We start from the raw sequence: 16,304 nt of genomic DNA, 5'->3' as shown, positions 1-16,304 counted from the left end.
CCGCAAAAGCGGGCCGTTTCTTATTGTGCAGGCCGACAACGATCCGCCGGCTCGTGCCGCTCCGCAGCGACTATACGGCTTCGAACAGCCCCGCCGCACCCATGCCGGTGCCGATACACATCGTCACCATGCCGAGCTTGGCATCGCCGCGCTTCATCGCCGACATCAGCGTCGCGACGCGGATCGCGCCGGTGGCGCCGAGCGGGTGGCCCAGCGCGATGGCGCCGCCGAGCGGGTTCACCTTGCTCGGGTCGATGCCCAGATCGCGGATCACCGCCAGGGCCTGCGCGGCGAAGGCTTCATTGAGCTCCCACCAGTCGACGTCGCCCTGCGCCACACCAGCGTGCTTGAGCACCTTCGGAATTGCGGCGATCGGACCGATGCCCATGATTTCCGGCGGTACGCCGGCAACCGAGAAGCCACGGAAGCGCGCGATCGGCTTGGCGCCGGTACGCTTGACGGCCGCTTCGGACATCAACAGCACCGCGCCGGCGCCGTCCGACATCTGCGAGCTGTTGCCGGCCGTAACCGAGCCACGCGCGGCGAACACCGTCTTGAGCTTAGCAAGGCCCTCGATCGAGGAATCCGGGCGTGGACCTTCGTCGTTCTCGAACAGGCGCTCGACGACCTTGATCGCACCGCTCTTGAAGTCCGGCAGTTGTTCGCGCACGAGGTACGGCGTGATCTCGTCCTTGAACTTGCCGGCCGCGATCGCGGCACAGGCCTTCTGGTGCGAGGCCATCGCGAAGGCATCCTGATCTTCACGCGACACGCCGTACTTCTGCGCAACCTTCTCGGCGGTAAGGCCCATGCCGAAGGCGATGGCGCGGTTCTCATCGGTGCTGGCGAAAGCCACCGGGTTGATCGACACCTTGTTGCCCATCATGGTCGGCATGATGGTCATCGACTCGGTGCCGGCACCGATGGCGATGTCGCATTCGCCGATCATGATCTTCATCGCCGCATCCGCCACGGCATTGACGCCGGACGAGCAGAAGCGGTTGATGGTGATGGCGGGCACGGTGTTCGGGAAGCCTGCGAGCAGCGTGCCGATACGGGCCACGTTCATACCCTGCTCGGCTTCCGGCATCGCGCAGCCGACCACCACGTCGCCGATCTCGTTGAGATCGAAGGCAGGGACCTGCTTCACGACGGCGGACAGTACATGGGCCAGCATGTCGTCGGGGCGCACGTTCTTGAAAGCGCCGCGGCGCTTGGCCACCGGCGTGCGCGTGGCGGCCACGATGTAAACGTCCTGAATCTGACGGGTCATTTCAAATCTCCTTCGCGCGCTCAGTTGCGCAGCGGCTTGCCGGTTTCGAGCATGTGCGCGATGCGCTGCTGGGTCTTCTCGGTCTTGAGCAGGTCGACGAACTGGGCGCGCTCGATGTCGAGCAGCCACTTTTCGGAAACCAGCGAGCCGGACTCGATCTCGCCGCCGCACAGGGCGACGGCGGCCGAGCGGGCGACCTTGTAGTCGTGGGCGCTGATCATGCCGCCCTCAACCATGTTGACCAGCATCATCTCGAGCGTGGCGATGCCGTTGCGGCCAGCGACCGGGATGCCGGCCGGCGACAATGCCGGGCGCCATGCCGATTCGTGCATCGCCAGCGCGTTCTTGCGTGCCACATGCAGGATCTCGTTCACGTTGAAGACGACGACATCGTCCTGCTTCAGCAGGCCCAGCTCCTTCGCGTTCTTCGCGCTCTTGCTGACGTTGGCCATCGCGATGGTGGTGAACACCGACTGCAGGAAGTTCATCGCATCGTTGGTCGCGGTACGCGAAGCGGCCTGCGCGGCACGGATCGCGAATTCCTTGCAGCCGCCACCAGCCGGGATCAGGCCGACGCCGGCTTCGACGAGGCCGATGTAGCTCTCCAGCGCCACCACGGCGCGCGGCGAGTGCATCACGAACTCGCAGCCACCACCAAGTGCCATGCCGGCCACCGCGGTAATGACAGGCACCTTGGCGTACTTGATCGCCATCGAGGTGGCCTGGAAGTTGGCCACCACCTTTTCGAGCGTGGCGAAGTCGCCCGCTTCGAGCACCGGCTTGATCTGCTGCAGGTTCGCGCCGACCGAGAACGGGGGCTTCGGCTGCCAGATCACAAGGCCGTCGTAGTCGCGCTCAGCGCGCTTGATCGCTTCCTGCACGCCGTCGAGCACGTCAGCGCCAACCGCGCACATCTTGGACTTGAACGAGAGGATGGGGACGCGCTTGCCGTCCTCGTCACCCGTGGTCCACATGCGCACGCCTTCCGATTCCCAGATCGTCGTGCCGCGCTCTTCGGCTTCACCGAAGACGCGCTCGGGGAAGAGCTGGCGGCTATACACCGGCAGCGCCGAGCGGCCCTGGATGGCCTTGGCGGACGAGGAGTAGGAACCGGCGGCTTCATGAACACCTTCACGCTCGAACACCCAGGCCGGCAGCGGCGCGCTGGCCATGGCCTTGCCTTCGGCGATGTCGGCAGCGATGGCGTCGGCGATCGCCTTCCAGCCCGCGGCCTGCCAGGTCTCGAACGGGCCTTGCTGCCAGCCGAAGCCCCAGCGCATCGCGAAGTCGATGTCGCGCGCGTTGTTGGCGATGGATTCCAGATGCACCGCGACGTAGTGGAAGATGTCGCGGAAGATCGCCCACAGGAACTGCGCCTGCGGGTGGTTTGATGCGCGCAGCTGCGCGAACTTCTCGGCCGGGTTCCGGTTCTTCAGGATCGCGACCACTTCGTCGGCCGGCTTGCCGGTCGAGTCACGATAATCCTGCGCGGCCAGATCCAGAACCTGGATCTGCTTGCCCTGCTTGCGGAAGATGCCCGCCTTGGTCTTCTGACCCAGCGCGCCCTTGGCGATCAGCGCCTGCAGCCACTGCGGCGCCGCGTAGTACTGCGCCCAGGGGTCGTTCGGCAGGTTGTCGGTCATCGTCTTGATGACGTGCGCCATGGTGTCCAGACCCACAACGTCGGCCGTGCGGTAGGTGGCGGACTTCGGGCGGCCGATCAGCGGGCCGGTCAGCGCATCGACCTCGTCAAAGCCCAGACCCATGCGCTGGGTGTGGTGCATGACGGCGAGGATCGAGAACACGCCCACACGGTTGGCGACGAAGTTCGGCGTATCGATTGCGCGAACGACGCTCTTGCCCAGCGTGGTCGTGAGGAAGGCTTCGAGGTTGTCGAGCAGCGGGGCATCGGTGCCCTTGCAGGGGATCAACTCCACCAGCGACATGTAGCGCGGCGGGTTGAAGAAGTGCACGCCGCAGAAGCGCGGGCGCAGCGAATCCGGGCAGCCCTCGGCGAGCTTGTTGATCGACAGGCCCGAGGTGTTGGTGGCGAAGATCGCGTCGGGGCGGATGTGCGGTGCGACCTTGGCGTACAGGTCCAGCTTCCACTCCATGCGCTCGGCGATGGCTTCAATGATGAGGTCGCACTCGGCGAGCTTGGCGATGTGCTGCTCGTAGTTCGCGGCCTCGATGTACTGCACGCGATCGGCCGTGGCGAGCGGGCTGGGTTCGAGCTTCTTGAGGCCGTCGAGCGCGCGCTTGACGATGCCGTTGGGGTCGCCTTCCTTGGCCGGAAGATCGAACAGGACGACGGGTACTTCGGCGTTTGCACAGTGCGCCGCGATCTGCGCCCCCATGACCCCCGCGCCGAGCACCGCAACCTTGCGGATGATGAAGTTACTCACGCTAAGACTCCTTGCAGTTGGACAGTTTGCCGACCTCCCCGATCGACCCTGTCATGACAGCCATTCCACCATACGGATGCGTATGGCGCAAGCGCATTTTCGTGACAAGGATTGACGTGGCAGCAGCACAAACCGCCCGTTGATTGGCCCCGGTGCGAAGACGTTCAGCATGGCACCGGACAGCCCGAAGATCCTGTTTCCCCATGCGACGTGGCCCCCACCTCATCGCATTCCCGGCACCGCGGGTGCCGGAAGGTTTTGCGGGGCTGCGACCGCAGCCCCGCATTACAACTTACATCACATGCTGCGCGCTCAGAACGCCCAGTTGACCTGCATGCCGAGGATATCGACGCCGCCGTCGTAGTCACCCTTCAGGGTGCCACGCGAAATCGGGTTGCTGGTATTGATGCCGCCCGGGTTGTAGTCGGCGTGATAGCCACTGTCATTGATCGTCGTCGCCTTGATGAAGATGTGGGTGTAGCCCGCATCCAGCGAGATGGTCGGCGTCAGGCGATAGTTCAAGCCCAGCGACAGCCAGGTGCGATCGTTATCCGGCAGACGCGGCGTGCGATAGTCGTCTTCCACCGGCGACTGGTCGTAGGCGAGACCGGCACGCAGCTTCAGCGCGCTGTTCATCTGGTACGCGCCACCGATAGCCACGCGCCAGGTGTCTTTCCAGTTCTCGTAGGTGCTCGACAGCGGCACCGAGGTATTGCTGGTGCGATAGATGTCCAGCGTCTTGAGCGACGACCAGCCCGTCCAGGAAATATCACCCTGCAAGGACCACTGTTCGTTGATCTGCTGGAAGGCCGACATGATCCAGGTATCCGGCAGCTTCACATCAACCTGAACCGGGCCATTCGGCGTCTGGGCGGCAATCGCCGGATCCAGGCCAGGCACCGCGAAGCTCGGGCGCGAGAACGTCACGTCGCCCGTCAAGCGATGCTTGATCGCCGAGCGGTAGCTCAAGCCGACGCGGGTGCTGTCCGACGGCTGCAGCGCGATACCCACGTTCCAGCCCCAATCGTCGGACTCGCCCTTGACCTGGCTGGTGCCTTCCTTGTTCGTGAAGGCGCCGCCGGCGGCCAGCGCATTACAGGTTGCCAGGCCCGACGAGGCACAGACGCCGCTGTAACCGAGCGCGCCAAAGTTCACCGCCTGGGTCAGCTCGGCTTCGAAGTGCTGGTAGCTCGCGCCAACACCGACGGAGACCATCTTGTTGAAGCGGTACGCGAACGACGGGTTGATATTGATCGTCTTCAGGTCGGACTTCACCGCGTGGAAGCGGCCCATCCAGTTCGACTCATACTCGGTAACCAGACCAAACGGCGCGCCGATGCTCAGGCCAAGCGACATCTTGTCGTTCAGCGCAGCGGTGATGTGCGTGGACGGCACCGGCTGTACGCTGCCCGCGTCACCGCCGTTGCCACCAACGTTGCTTGCCGAAATGAAGCGCGGCGGCGTGGAACCGTTGTCCTTGAACTTGGCCGTCGGCTTTACCAGATCAACGCCAAACGTGAGCTGGCTGGGCTGGGCCATCATCGTCATGGCAGCAGGGTTGAAGTATGCGGTGCTCGCATCCTCGGCCACTGCGCCAGAACCGGCGAATGCATTGCCGATCCCCGCACCGTTCTGCTCCAGCAGCTGGAACGCGGACGCTTGGGCAGCACCGGCGCCAGCGGCTCCGACCAACACAGCGATCAGCTGCGCGATCTGTTTTCTTTTCATTGTTTCCTCTCCTCTTTGTTATCAACTCACCAGCTTGCGGCCGATGTACAAAAACACTCAGGGCTCGGGCGGCAGATCTCGCTTGTTGCCCTGACTATCAATTGCAACGTAGGTCAATTGTGCTTCGGTCACCTTGACCACTTCCGGGTGTTTCGGATTCCGTTCCGCAAAGACGTGGACATCCACCGTGATCGACGTGTGGCCCACCTTCACGACATCGGCGTAGAAGCTCAGGAGATCCCCGACGCTGACCGGCTGCTTGAAGATGAAGGAATTCACCGCGACCGTCGCCACTCGCCCGCGCGCACGCTTGACCGCGGGCACCGATCCGGCCAAGTCGACATGCGACATCAGCCAGCCACCGAAAACGTCGCCGTTCCAGTTGACGTCTTTCGGCATCGGGATGATCCGCAGCGCCGGCTGCAGATCCGAGGTATGCGGTACGAAATCTTCACCCATCAAACGCCTCAAGCTGTTTTGTTCTTCAGATAATTCATCGGCCCACCGCGGAACGGCGCGAAGCCAGTACCGAAGATTACGCCCGCATCAGCAAGGTCGGCGTCACCCACCACACCTTGGCTCACACAACGTTGTGTCGCATCCAACAGCGGCTTGACAAGCCGGTCGGCCAAGCCGCCCGGTGCACTCGCCTGCGTTTTCTGCGGCTTGCCGTTCACCCAAGTGTAGAAACCCTTGCCGGATTTTTTCCCAAGATTTCCTGCGGCCATCAAGGCGGCGAGTTTTTTCGGCGGCTCGGCGGCCCCCGTGAGGCCTTTGCCGGCGGCCATCGCGATATCCAGCCCGACCGTATCGGCCAGCTCGATCGGCCCCATCGGCATGCCAAACGCCAGTGCGGCAGCATCCACCGCCTCGGGCGCGACGCCCTCGTCCACGCAGCGCATCGCCTCCAGCAGATACGGCCCGAGCACCGCATTGACGAGGAAGCCCGGTGCGCTCTTCACCGGCAGCGGCAATTTGTCGATCTTGCGCACGAAGGCGGCCGCCTTCTTCGCCGCTTCGGCATCCGAATTCGCGGCGGTGACGACTTCCACCAAAGGCATCTTCGGCACCGGGTTGAAGAAGTGAATGCCGACCAGACGCGCGGGGTTCTTGAAGGTCGCCGCGATGTCTTCGAGCTTCAGCGACGACGTATTGGTCGCAATCACCGCATCCGGCTTGGCGCGCGCCTCGACATCCGCAAACACCTTCTGCTTCACCTCGAGGTTCTCGAAGATCGCCTCGATGATCACGTCCGCCTGCGCCACACCGGCGCCCTGCGGATCGGCGATCAGGCGATCAAGCGCAAAACGCACCTGCTTCTTGTCGCCGCGATAACGCTTGGCGTAGAACTCCGCGGCGCGCTTGATCGCCGGGGCGATGCGCTCGACCGTCTGGTCCTGCAGCGTCACCGTCATGCCTTTGGCTGCGCACACAGCGGCGATGTCGCCGCCCATCACACCGGCGCCGATCACGTGCACATGCTTGGGCGCGAAATCGGAATCCTTGCCGAAGGCCTTCAGGCGATCCTGCAGGAAGAAGACGCGGATCAGGTTCTTCGCCGTCGCCGACCCGAACACCGACTCCAGTGACGCCGAGTGGTTCGACGGCACCGCGAGCGCGTTGCCGCCAAACTTCGACCAGATATCAATGATTGCGTACGGCGCCGGGTAGTGTTCCGGGCGCGCACGTCGCGCCACCTGCTTCTTCGCGCCATTGGCGACGACGCCCTTCAGCGGCCCGAGCATCAGCTTCTGCATGAAGGGCAGCGGGCGGCGCGGGCGACCGGACAACACCACCATGCGTGCGGTGTTTTCCATGACGCGCGGCGGCACGCACTCATCCGCCAAACCCATGCGCTTGGCGCGCTTGGCATCGATGTTCTTGCCGGTCAGCATCATGTCCATCGCGGCAGCCGGGCCGACGACTTCGGGCAGGCGGAGCATGCCGCCCCAGCCCGGGACGATGCCGAGCATGACCTCCGGCAACGCCATCTTCGTGCCGGGTTCATCCACCGCCACGCGGTAACGGCAGGCCAGCGCCAGTTCCAGACCACCGCCCATGCAGTGGCCGCGCACCAGGGCCAGCGTCGGGTACTTCACCGCTGCAAGGCGGTTGAACAGATCCCAGCCACGCTTAACGAGCACCTTGGCGTCATCAACGGTGGCGATCTTCGTGAATTCCTCGATGTTCGCGCCTGCAATGAAACCGGCCGCCTTGCCCGAACGGATCACAAGCCCCTTCGGCGGCTCGCGGTCGAGCAAGTCCAGCACGCCCCCCAGCTCTTCCATCACCTCACGGCCAAGGGTGTTCGCCGAGCCATCGGCCGCATCCAGCGTGGCCCAGGCCAGGCCGTCAGCGTCGCGTTGAAGTGTCCAGTGCTTGAAGCCCTGCATGATGTCCTCTGCTCACTAAACCGGGAGCCCCTGCCGGGGCGCCCGCTGAATAAAAAGTCCGTCGGCGGCGCGCCCCCCAGCGCGGGCGCCGACGGCACAGGTCATATCTTCTCTTCGAACTGGTGCTTGTCCGACACGAATGCCACCGTCACGCAACCGGGGCCGGTATGAACGCCGCCCGAGATGCTCATCGGCGCGACATGGATATCGACCCCCGCCTTGTCCGCCGCCTCCTTGAGGCGCGGAAATCCCGGCATGTGCTGCACCGCGTCCGGGTTGCCGCCGTAGCCAATGCACAGCGTGGGCGCGAGTAAACCGGCCTTCACTGCACGGGTGGCGTTCGCAAACATGGTTTCCACCGCCGTGTCGAAGTGACGCAGCTTGGCCACCGGCCCGGTTTCGTCGAGGTGCCCGCGCAGGATCGGCTTGATGTCCAGCATCGAGCCGAGCATGAAACTCGCCCAGTTGATGCTCTTGTCACCGCGTTTCGACGCGCGCTTGTAGATGTGGAAGAGATCCGGCGGCACCATGTAGCAGTAGGTGTTCGGCACCAGTTCGCGAATCCGCGAGTCGATCGCCGACGGCGAAGCGTCGGTCTTGATCATGCGGATCACCTCGGCCGCGAGTACCGCCGTGCCAGTGAAGATGTTGCGGCTGTTGATCACCGCCAGCGCGAAGCGGCCGGGAATGCCGGCGTCTTTGCGCACTTGCTTGTACTTGCTGATGATGCCGAACGAGGCACGCATCGCGTTTTCGTAGATGTAGCTGCGCGACTGCGTCACCGTCAGGCAGAACACGTGGTCGTACTCGCGCACCAGCTTGTCGAGGAACAGGCTTTCGATCTGTTCGCTGGAATACGGGATCGACTCGGCGAAGGTTTCGGTTTTCTGGTCCTTGTTCGCCGAGTGAAACTCGATGGTCTGGGTTTCGTCGCGCCGGTCCTCGAAGGTCTGGTCGCCGATCCGCAAAGTGATCGGCATCAGTTCGATGCCCTCGTTCTCAAAGAATGTGCGCGGCAAGTCGCAGGTCGAATCGACCACGAGTCCAATCTTCATGCTCTCCGTCTCCCCCTGTTATAGGTCTTGTGGACCGTACTGTATCGTATGGAGAGTTGAAGATTACACAGTCTCGACCAGCATCGCACCCCCTTGGCCGCCACCAATGCAGATGGTTGCCATGGCACGTTTTCCGCCGGTGCGGCGCAGGTGATGCAAGGCGTGCAGCACGATGCGCGCGCCGCTTGCCCCAACCGGATGGCCCAGCGCCACGGCACCGCCATCCACGTTCAGCTTGTTCTGGTCCAGTTCGCCCAGCGGCGCATCGAGCCCCAGATGCTCCTTGCAGTAAGCCGGGTCCTTCCACGCCTCGATGCACGCGAGCACCTGGGCTGCAAACGCCTCGTTGATTTCCCAGGTATCCAGATCGTTCAGGCCAAGGCCCTGGCGCTGCAGGATCGGCGTGGAGGCATGCACCGGCCCGAGCCCCATCTGGTCCGGCGCCAGACCAGCCCATTGGGTGTCGACGATCTTGCCGATCGGCTTGAGGCCGTACTTCTGCACCGCCTCTTCCGAAGCCAGAATCAGCCATGCGGCGCCATCGGTGATCTGCGAGCTGTTGCCCGCCGTCACATAGCCATACTTCTTGTCGAAGAAGGGCTTGAGCTTGGCCAGGCCGTCTGCCGTCGAGTCGTGCCGTACGCCGTCGTCCTCGGCATAGACGTTGCCCTTCTCGTCGATCAGCGGAATGATCTCCTGCGCGAAGTGGCCCGCCTTCTGGGCCGCCGATACACGCTGGTGGCTGCGTGCCGAGAACTCGTCCATGTGGCGGCGGTTGATGCCGAACTTGAACGCGATGTTCTCGGCTGTCTGCCCCATCAACTGGCCGACGATCGGGTCGGTCAGCCCCTTCATGATGCCGATCACCGGCGCGAGGTAGCCGAGCTTGAACTGGCGCAATGCGGCAAGCTTCTGCCCCACCGTCTTGGTCTGGTACCAGCCCGACAGCCAGCGCACCATCGCGTCAGAGAACAACAGCGGCGCGCGTGAGAGCGCATCAACGCCACCGGCCAGCACGAGCTCCGAGCGGCCAGCAAGGATGTTGTTGATCGCAGAGTCGATCGCCTGCATGCCGGATGCGCAGTTGCGCATCACCGTCCAGCCCGGCACGTTGAGGCCGCAACCCATGCGCAGCGCCACAACACGGCCGATGTTCACTTCGTCCGGCGAGGGCGATGCACAGCCCAGGATCACCTCGTCGAGCTGGTCCGGACGAAACGGTTGACGCGCAAGCAGCGCAGCGCCCGCCGCAGTTGCCAGATCAGCCGCGGCGAACGGACCGGGTGCGTTGCGCGCCTTCAGGAAGGGCGTGCGAGCACCGTCGATGATGTAGATCGCTTGCTTCATGAATTCCCCTGCTACGGTCACCGCACCAGTGCGGCACGATGGCGGGGCCATTCTGGCCCCGCCTGTTCGGTTGGATTTACTGCGATCAGGCTGCCGCGAGCGACGCCTGTGCGACCGGCTTGTCCGCCGGGCGGATGTGCGACTTGGCGTCGCCGATGCCGAGGTCGTTCGGGAAGTCATCCACGCGGATCACCTTCGCGCGCAGCACATCACGACGCGCCAGCAGCTCCGCCTCTTCACGACTGATCACACCCGTCGCCTGAGCTTGGGCAAGCAACTCGGCCGGCTGACGCGCGTTCAGCTTGCCGGCCTTCTGTGCGGCACGCAGCTTGGCTTCGACCGCGTCGGCCTTGACCGTGGCCTCGAGCGCCAGCTCGAGCACGCCAACCGGGTCTTCTTCGTTGCCGCGATCGACAAACGAACCGGCGACCAGACGATCGCGCGTTTCGCTCGGCGCGATCAGCAGCGAGGCGACCTTGTGGCCCAGCTTGTCCGACGGCACCACATACGGACGGCCCAGCGGGAAGATCAGGCGACGCAGCACCATCGACAGGAAGCGGTTCGGGAAGTTGGAGATCACGCCCTCGAACGCGTTCTGCGCCTTGAACATGGCATCCCAGATCGCCCAGTGCATCAGCGGTGCATCAGCCTGCTGGCGACCTTCCTGCTCATAGCGCTTGAGCGTGGCCGAGCACAGGTACATCTGCGACAGGATGTCGCCGAGGCGTGCGGAGAGCTTTTCCTTGCGCTTGAGATCGCCACCCATCGTCAGCATCGACACATCGGCGAGGAAGGCGAAGGCGGCCGAGAAGCGGGTCAGTTGCTGGTAGTAGCGCTTGGTTTCGGGCGCCACATCCGGCGTGCGGACCCAGTGCGAACCCGTAAGGCCGTAAACCAAGGCACGCGCCGCGTTGCTGACGGTAAAGCCGATGTGGCTGAACAACGCACCGTCAAACGTCTTCAAACCGCGCGCGACGTCGGTATCCTGCGCCGCCTGCATTTCCTTCAGCACGAACGGATGGCAACGGATCGCGCCCTGCCCGAAGATGATCAGGCTGCGCGTCAGGATGTTCGCACCTTCCACGGTGATGCCGATCGGGATCTGCTGATAGGCGCGCGCCAGGAAGTTCTGCGGCCCCATGCAGATGCCCTTGCCGCCCAGGATGTCCATACCGTCGTTCACAACGGTACGGGCGCGCTCAGTGACGTGGTACTTCACGATCGCGGACACCACCGAGGGCTTCTCGCCCAGGTCGATCGCGCCGGCAGTGAAGGTACGCGCGGCATCGCACATGTAGAGGTTGCCGCCGATACGGGCGAGCGGCTCTTCGATGCCCTCGAACTTGCCGATCGAGGTCTTGAACTGGGCGCGAACGCGGGAGTAAGCACCGACTGCGCGTGCAGTGAGCTTCATCATGCCGGTGTTGGAGCCCGGCAGCGAGATCGAACGACCTGCGGCAAGGCACTCCATCAGCATGCGCCAGCCCTGGCCGGCCATCTTCGGGCCGCCGATGATGAACTCGAGCGGCATGAAGACGTCGTTACCCCAGTTCGGGCCGTTGTGGAACATGGCATTGAGCGGCTGGTGACGACGCCCGATGTTCACGCCCGGGTGGGTGTTCGGCACCAGCGCGCAGGTGATGCCGAGGTCCTCCACATCGCCGAGCAGCTTGTCCGGGTCGTACAGGCGGAAGGCCAGGCCCAGCACCGTGCAGATCGGGCCCAGCGTGATGTAACGCTTGTCCCAGGTCACACGCATACCGAGGACTTCCTTGCCCTGGTACATGCCCTTGCAGATGATGCCGCGATCCGGAATCGACGCCGCGTCGGAACCAGCGACCGGGCTGGTCAGCGCGAAGGCCGGGATCTCGATACCCTTGGCCAGGCGCGGCAGGTAGTAATCCTTCTGCTCCTTGGTGCCGTAGTGCAGCAGCAGCTCGGCCGGGCCGAGAGAGTTCGGCACCATCACCGACACCGCAGAGGCCGACGAACGCGTCGCAAGCTTGGTCACCACCTCGGAGTGAGCGATCGCCGAGAAGCCTTTGCCGCCGTACTCCTTCGGGATGATCATGCCAAGGAAGCCCTTGTCCTTGATGTACTGCCAGACATGGGGCGGAAGGTCGTTGTAGAGATTGGTCGTATCCCAATCGCTGACCATGCGGCAGAGCTCTTCGGTCTCGTTCTCGACGAAGGCCTTTTCTTCTGCGCTGAGCTTGGCCGCCGGAATCTCGAGCAACCGCTTCCAGTTCGGGCGGCCGGCGAAGAGTTCGCCATCCCACCAAACAGTACCCGCCTCGAGTGCCGTCTTTTCGGTGTCGGACATCGCTGGAAGGATCTTCCGGTAGAGGCCGAAGACCGGGCTGGTGATCAGCGCACGGCGCAAGGGCGGCAACACGAAGATGCCAAGCAATACAACATAGATACCGATGCTCGCGGCCGTAGCCGGCACCGACCACGCTGCCACTTGTGACATCCCTGCCAGCCATGCCACACCGGCAACAAGCCAGGCAAAAAGGGGCGCCCGCCCAAAGGCGAGCGCGATTGCCATGAGAGGAAGCAAGCAAACCAGAAGCCAAAACATCGCCGTCTCCTTAAGCGTTAGGCGCGCGCAGCACCGAAATCCGGGGTCAAGACCCCGCCCCCGACATCCCCCGTCGGAAACTGCGCGTGCGGGCTGATCAATTCCGGAAGGGGAGCCCGCAATCCCCCTAGAAGAAAGGACATCAACCGCGGCGCCATAAGCGCCGGGTCGTCATCGAAACGGCCGCTGACGAGCTGCAGGGCGTCGATACCGGAAATCGCGTACGACACCGCCCCCATCATGAAATGCAGCCGCCACATGATCTCGGCCAGCGGCACACCGGGCAGCGCCCGGCGCAGCGCGTCGGAATAGCGACTGATCACATCGCTGAACTCCTCGGCCATGAATTTGCGGATGAACTGCGCCGGCTCGGTGTAGGTCCGGCCAAGCAGGCGCATGAAGGTGTGGCCACCATGGCGCGTATCGGTCGCCATCGCCAGCACAGGCCCGAAGAAGCCCTCGAGCACCTGGCTGGGTTTGAGCGGCGCACCCTGGGCCTCCAGCTCCATGCTGTCGAGCACCTCAAGACGCATCCGGTTGAGCTGGAACAGGCGGCGGTGGAAGACGGCCTGAAAGAGCGCCTCCTTCGTACCGAAGTGGTAGTTCACCGCCGCCAGATTCACCCCAGCCTGACCGGTGATGAGGCGCATGGATGTGCCTTCGAAGCCATGCTCTGTGAAGAGCACTTCGGCCACATCCAGGATGCGCTCGCGGGTATCCCCCCCACTACGCGATTCACCAGTCAGAGTTGCCACGGATCCCCCACCCGCAGTTCAAACGTTCGTTTTAATCATACGTCAGATCGACAGCGTGTCAAGAAGTTTCCGTACGCCTCCGTATGTGCGCCGCAGCATTGCCCGCACTGGCGTTGCGGGTATCCGCAAGAATCCTTGCGCGAAGGCAGAGCCGCGGCACCGAACCGCTAGAATGTCGCCATGCGACGCGGATCCAGCCTTCCCCCTCCAAGCCCAGCCAGCGGCGAACGCCACGACTGGGACACCCTCAAATCCCTGCTGCCGTACCTGTGGCGCTACCGCCGCCGGGTCGGCTTCGCCATGCTTTGCCTGCTCTCGGCAAAGTTCGCGAACGTTGGGGTTCCGCTGATCTTCAAGCAACTGATCGACGGGCTGACGATCACACGGGAGCAGGCGTTCGTTGTAGTGCCCGCCGCGCTGCTTCTGGCCTACGGCGTATTGCGCTTCTCGACCTCGCTGTTCACCGAACTGCGTGAGATCGTCTTTGCGCGGGTAACGCAGGAAGCGGTGCGGCATATTTCGCTGGAGGTCTTTCGCCACCTCCATTCGCTGTCGCTGCGCTTTCACCTGGAACGACAGACCGGCGGCCTGACGCGCGATATCGAACGCGGTACACGCTCGATCGGCTCACTGATCAGCTACACGCTCTATTCGATCCTGCCGACGCTGGTCGAGATCACGCTGGTCATCGGCATCCTTCTCAAGCGCTACGAACCCAGCTTCGCGCTGATCACGCTGGCAACCCTGGCCCTGTACATCACCTTCACGATTACCGTCACCAACTGGCGCACCGCCCTGCGCAGGCAGGCCAACGAACTCGACTCCGCCGCCAATGCGCGGGCCATCGACAGCCTGCTGAACTACGAAACGGTGAAGTACTTCAATAACGAGGACTTTGAAGCGCAGCGCTACGACACCCAGTTGCGGACCTGGATCGCTGCACAGATCCGTAACCAGTATTCGCTCTCCGCGCTCAACCTCGGTCAAGCGCTGATCATTGCCTTTGGCGTGACGGCGATGATGTGGCGCGCTGTCGCGGGCGTCATCGCTGGCACGATGACGATCGGCGATATCGTGCTGGTCAATGCCTTCCTGATTCAGCTCTACATCCCGCTCAACTTCCTCGGCGTGATGTACCGCGAGATCCGCCAAGCACTTACTGACATCGAGCGCATGTTCGGGCTTCTCAAAACCAATCGGGAAGTTGAAGACAAGCCGGACGCGCGCGACCTGCCGGAAGGCCCGCTTGGCGTGCGTTTTGCAGGCGTGGACTTTCACTACGAGGCCAAACGCCAGATCCTGTTCGGCGTGGATATCGACGTGCCAGCAGGCAGAACCGTCGCGGTCGTCGGCCATTCCGGATCTGGCAAGTCAACGCTCGCACGGCTGCTGTTCCGCTTCTACGACGTCAGCGGCGGTCGCCTTGAAATCGGCGGGCAGGACATCCGGAATATTCGCCAGCACAGCCTGCGCAGAGCGATCGGCATCGTCCCGCAAGACACCGTGCTGTTCAACGACACGATCCGGTACAACATCGAGTACGGCCGGCCCGGCGCATCGCAGTCGGAAATCGAGGCCGCCGCCCGCGCCGCGCAGCTACACGATTTCGTCGCACGCCTGCCCGACGGCTACGAAACCCGCGTCGGCGAACGTGGCCTGAAGCTCTCTGGGGGCGAAAAACAGCGTGTCGCGATCGCGCGAGCACTACTTAAGAACCCACCGATCCTGATCTTCGATGAGGCGACGTCAGCGCTCGACTCAAAAACCGAGCAGGCGATCCAGGCTCAACTGGAGGCTGCGGCTCGGGGCAGAACCGCCATCGTGATTGCGCACCGCCTATCGACGGTGATGAATGCGGACGAGATCCTCGTGCTGGACGGCGGCCGCGTCGTGGAACGCGGCCAACACGCTGCGCTGCTCAGCCGAGACGGCGCCTATGCTTCAATGTGGGCGTTGCAGCAACGCGAGGCGGCAGAGCAGGCCGCCTAAGACTCCAGCAAACGCAGCCAGCGCTCGATCGGCACCCACTGCTGCCGATCCTTTGCAACGCGGCTTTCGGGCACGTCGTACAACGTAAGTCCGTGCGCCGCGAGCTGGATATAGTTCTGCGTGTCACGCAAATGGGCAAGCACCGGCAGGCCCAGGCTATCGGTAAACCGCTCCAGCTGCTCCGCCGACCGCGTCCGGGGATCCACGCGCATCGCGACGATCGCGATCTGAACCCCCTTTGCCGCCTTGAGCTCGGCCAAACCCTCAAGAAAGCTGCGAGTCGCCAGGATGTCGAAAAGCGACGGCTGCAGCGGAACGATCACGGCGTCCGCAAGCTTCAACAGCCCTTTGAGCTTTTCCCCATGCAAGCCGGCCGGCGTATCGATCACCGCATGCGTCGTCCCTTTGGGCGGTCTGGCAGGCTGACCTGCCTCAAGCGCCCAACTCGATATCCTCGGAACGCCCGCCGGACGCAGCGAAAGCCAAGCCTTGGCTGACTGCTGCCGATCCACATCTCCCAGCATCACCCGCACCGATCCGTCCGGCGCGCCCCGCCACGCCAAATGTCCGGCCAAGTTAGTCGACAGCGTGCTCTTGCCGACACCGCCCTTTGGATTTGCCACCATCAGCACACGCATCAGCCCTGCCCTCCGCCCAGCCTTGTCGCAAGGATCTTAATGCAGAAGCTCAGGGAATCCGCTGATCGACGCCGCACGTGCTGAAGTGCCAAACGCAAAAAAAACGCCGCTTTCGCGGCGTCACACGTTTCGAGAGAAAC

Annotated in this window: 11 protein-coding genes; 1 reads left to right on the top strand and 10 read right to left on the bottom strand. The window is 63.5% G+C overall.

Annotated features, from left to right (window positions below; translation table 11 throughout):
* Positions 1 to 70: 70 nt before the first annotated feature.
* From HH302_RS00675 to HH302_RS00635, 9 genes are all read right to left on the bottom strand, one after another.
* The gene (locus HH302_RS00675) at positions 71 to 1,273 is read right to left on the bottom strand and encodes an acetyl-CoA C-acyltransferase (protein WP_172196782.1); all 1,203 of its coding nucleotides are present in this window, start codon (positions 1,271 to 1,273) and stop codon (positions 71 to 73) included.
* Between the two features lie 20 nt (positions 1,274 to 1,293).
* Positions 1,294 to 3,678, bottom strand: a complete 2,385-nt coding sequence (locus tag HH302_RS00670; RefSeq protein WP_172196780.1) for a 3-hydroxyacyl-CoA dehydrogenase NAD-binding domain-containing protein — start codon at positions 3,676 to 3,678, stop codon at positions 1,294 to 1,296.
* 312 nt (positions 3,679 to 3,990) lie between these two features.
* Entirely contained in the window at positions 3,991 to 5,406 is a 1,416-nt protein-coding gene (locus tag HH302_RS00665; protein WP_172196778.1) for an OmpP1/FadL family transporter, read from the bottom strand.
* 57 nt (positions 5,407 to 5,463) lie between these two features.
* Positions 5,464 to 5,865 carry an acyl-CoA thioesterase gene (locus HH302_RS00660; RefSeq protein WP_172196776.1) on the bottom strand — a complete coding sequence of 134 codons (402 nt, stop codon included), beginning with the start codon at positions 5,863 to 5,865 and terminating at the stop codon, positions 5,464 to 5,466.
* Positions 5,866 to 5,873: 8 nt separating this feature from the next.
* Complete coding sequence (locus tag HH302_RS00655) at positions 5,874 to 7,799, bottom strand: 3-hydroxyacyl-CoA dehydrogenase NAD-binding domain-containing protein (RefSeq protein WP_172196774.1); 1,926 nt, start codon at positions 7,797 to 7,799, stop codon at positions 5,874 to 5,876.
* Between the two features lie 101 nt (positions 7,800 to 7,900).
* The gene (locus HH302_RS00650) at positions 7,901 to 8,854 is read right to left on the bottom strand and encodes a DegV family protein (RefSeq protein ID WP_172196772.1); all 954 of its coding nucleotides are present in this window, start codon (positions 8,852 to 8,854) and stop codon (positions 7,901 to 7,903) included.
* A 63-nt stretch (positions 8,855 to 8,917) separates the two neighbouring features.
* Entirely contained in the window at positions 8,918 to 10,201 is a 1,284-nt protein-coding gene (locus tag HH302_RS00645) for an acetyl-CoA C-acetyltransferase (protein ID WP_172196770.1), read from the bottom strand.
* Positions 10,202 to 10,286: 85 nt separating this feature from the next.
* Entirely contained in the window at positions 10,287 to 12,782 is a 2,496-nt protein-coding gene (locus HH302_RS00640; protein ID WP_172196768.1) for an acyl-CoA dehydrogenase, read from the bottom strand.
* A gap of 17 nt (positions 12,783 to 12,799) precedes the next feature.
* Positions 12,800 to 13,528, bottom strand: coding sequence for a TetR/AcrR family transcriptional regulator (locus tag HH302_RS00635; protein ID WP_216661779.1), 729 nt, complete (start codon positions 13,526 to 13,528; stop codon positions 12,800 to 12,802).
* Between the two features lie 189 nt (positions 13,529 to 13,717).
* On the opposite strand from HH302_RS00635, the gene HH302_RS00630 reads away from it, so the two are divergent.
* Positions 13,718 to 15,526, top strand: coding sequence for an ABC transporter ATP-binding protein/permease (locus HH302_RS00630; RefSeq protein ID WP_172196764.1), 1,809 nt, complete (start codon positions 13,718 to 13,720; stop codon positions 15,524 to 15,526).
* Here the strand turns inward: HH302_RS00630 and HH302_RS00625 are convergent.
* Positions 15,523 to 16,164, bottom strand: coding sequence for a ParA family protein (locus HH302_RS00625; RefSeq protein ID WP_172196762.1), 642 nt, complete (start codon positions 16,162 to 16,164; stop codon positions 15,523 to 15,525). The two genes, HH302_RS00630 and HH302_RS00625, sit on opposite strands and share 4 nt — an antisense overlap.
* Between the last annotated feature and the right edge of the window lie 140 nt (positions 16,165 to 16,304).

It is taken from the genome of Niveibacterium sp. COAC-50, assembly GCF_013184235.1.
GTDB lineage: Bacteria > Pseudomonadota > Gammaproteobacteria > Burkholderiales > Rhodocyclaceae > Niveibacterium > Niveibacterium microcysteis.
Note: the sequence above shows the minus strand (reverse complement) of the source record. Positions and strands in the feature narration are given on the sequence as shown.

Excerpts from the sequence above, each read along its gene's own strand:
- HH302_RS00675 (WP_172196782.1), bottom strand. The coding sequence starts at position 1,273 with ATGACCCGTCAGATTCAGGACGTTTACATCGTGGCCGCCACGCGCACG.
- HH302_RS00655 (WP_172196774.1), bottom strand. The coding sequence starts at position 7,799 with ATGCAGGGCTTCAAGCACTGGACACTTCAACGCGACGCTGACGGCCTG.
- HH302_RS00630 (WP_172196764.1), top strand. The coding sequence starts at position 13,718 with ATGCGACGCGGATCCAGCCTTCCCCCTCCAAGCCCAGCCAGCGGCGAA.
- HH302_RS00645 (WP_172196770.1), bottom strand. The coding sequence starts at position 10,201 with ATGAAGCAAGCGATCTACATCATCGACGGTGCTCGCACGCCCTTCCTG.
- HH302_RS00625 (WP_172196762.1), bottom strand. The coding sequence starts at position 16,164 with ATGCGTGTGCTGATGGTGGCAAATCCAAAGGGCGGTGTCGGCAAGAGC.
- HH302_RS00665 (WP_172196778.1), bottom strand. The coding sequence starts at position 5,406 with ATGAAAAGAAAACAGATCGCGCAGCTGATCGCTGTGTTGGTCGGAGCC.
- HH302_RS00640 (WP_172196768.1), bottom strand. The coding sequence starts at position 12,782 with ATGTTTTGGCTTCTGGTTTGCTTGCTTCCTCTCATGGCAATCGCGCTC.
- HH302_RS00660 (WP_172196776.1), bottom strand. The coding sequence starts at position 5,865 with ATGGGTGAAGATTTCGTACCGCATACCTCGGATCTGCAGCCGGCGCTG.
- HH302_RS00650 (WP_172196772.1), bottom strand. The coding sequence starts at position 8,854 with ATGAAGATTGGACTCGTGGTCGATTCGACCTGCGACTTGCCGCGCACA.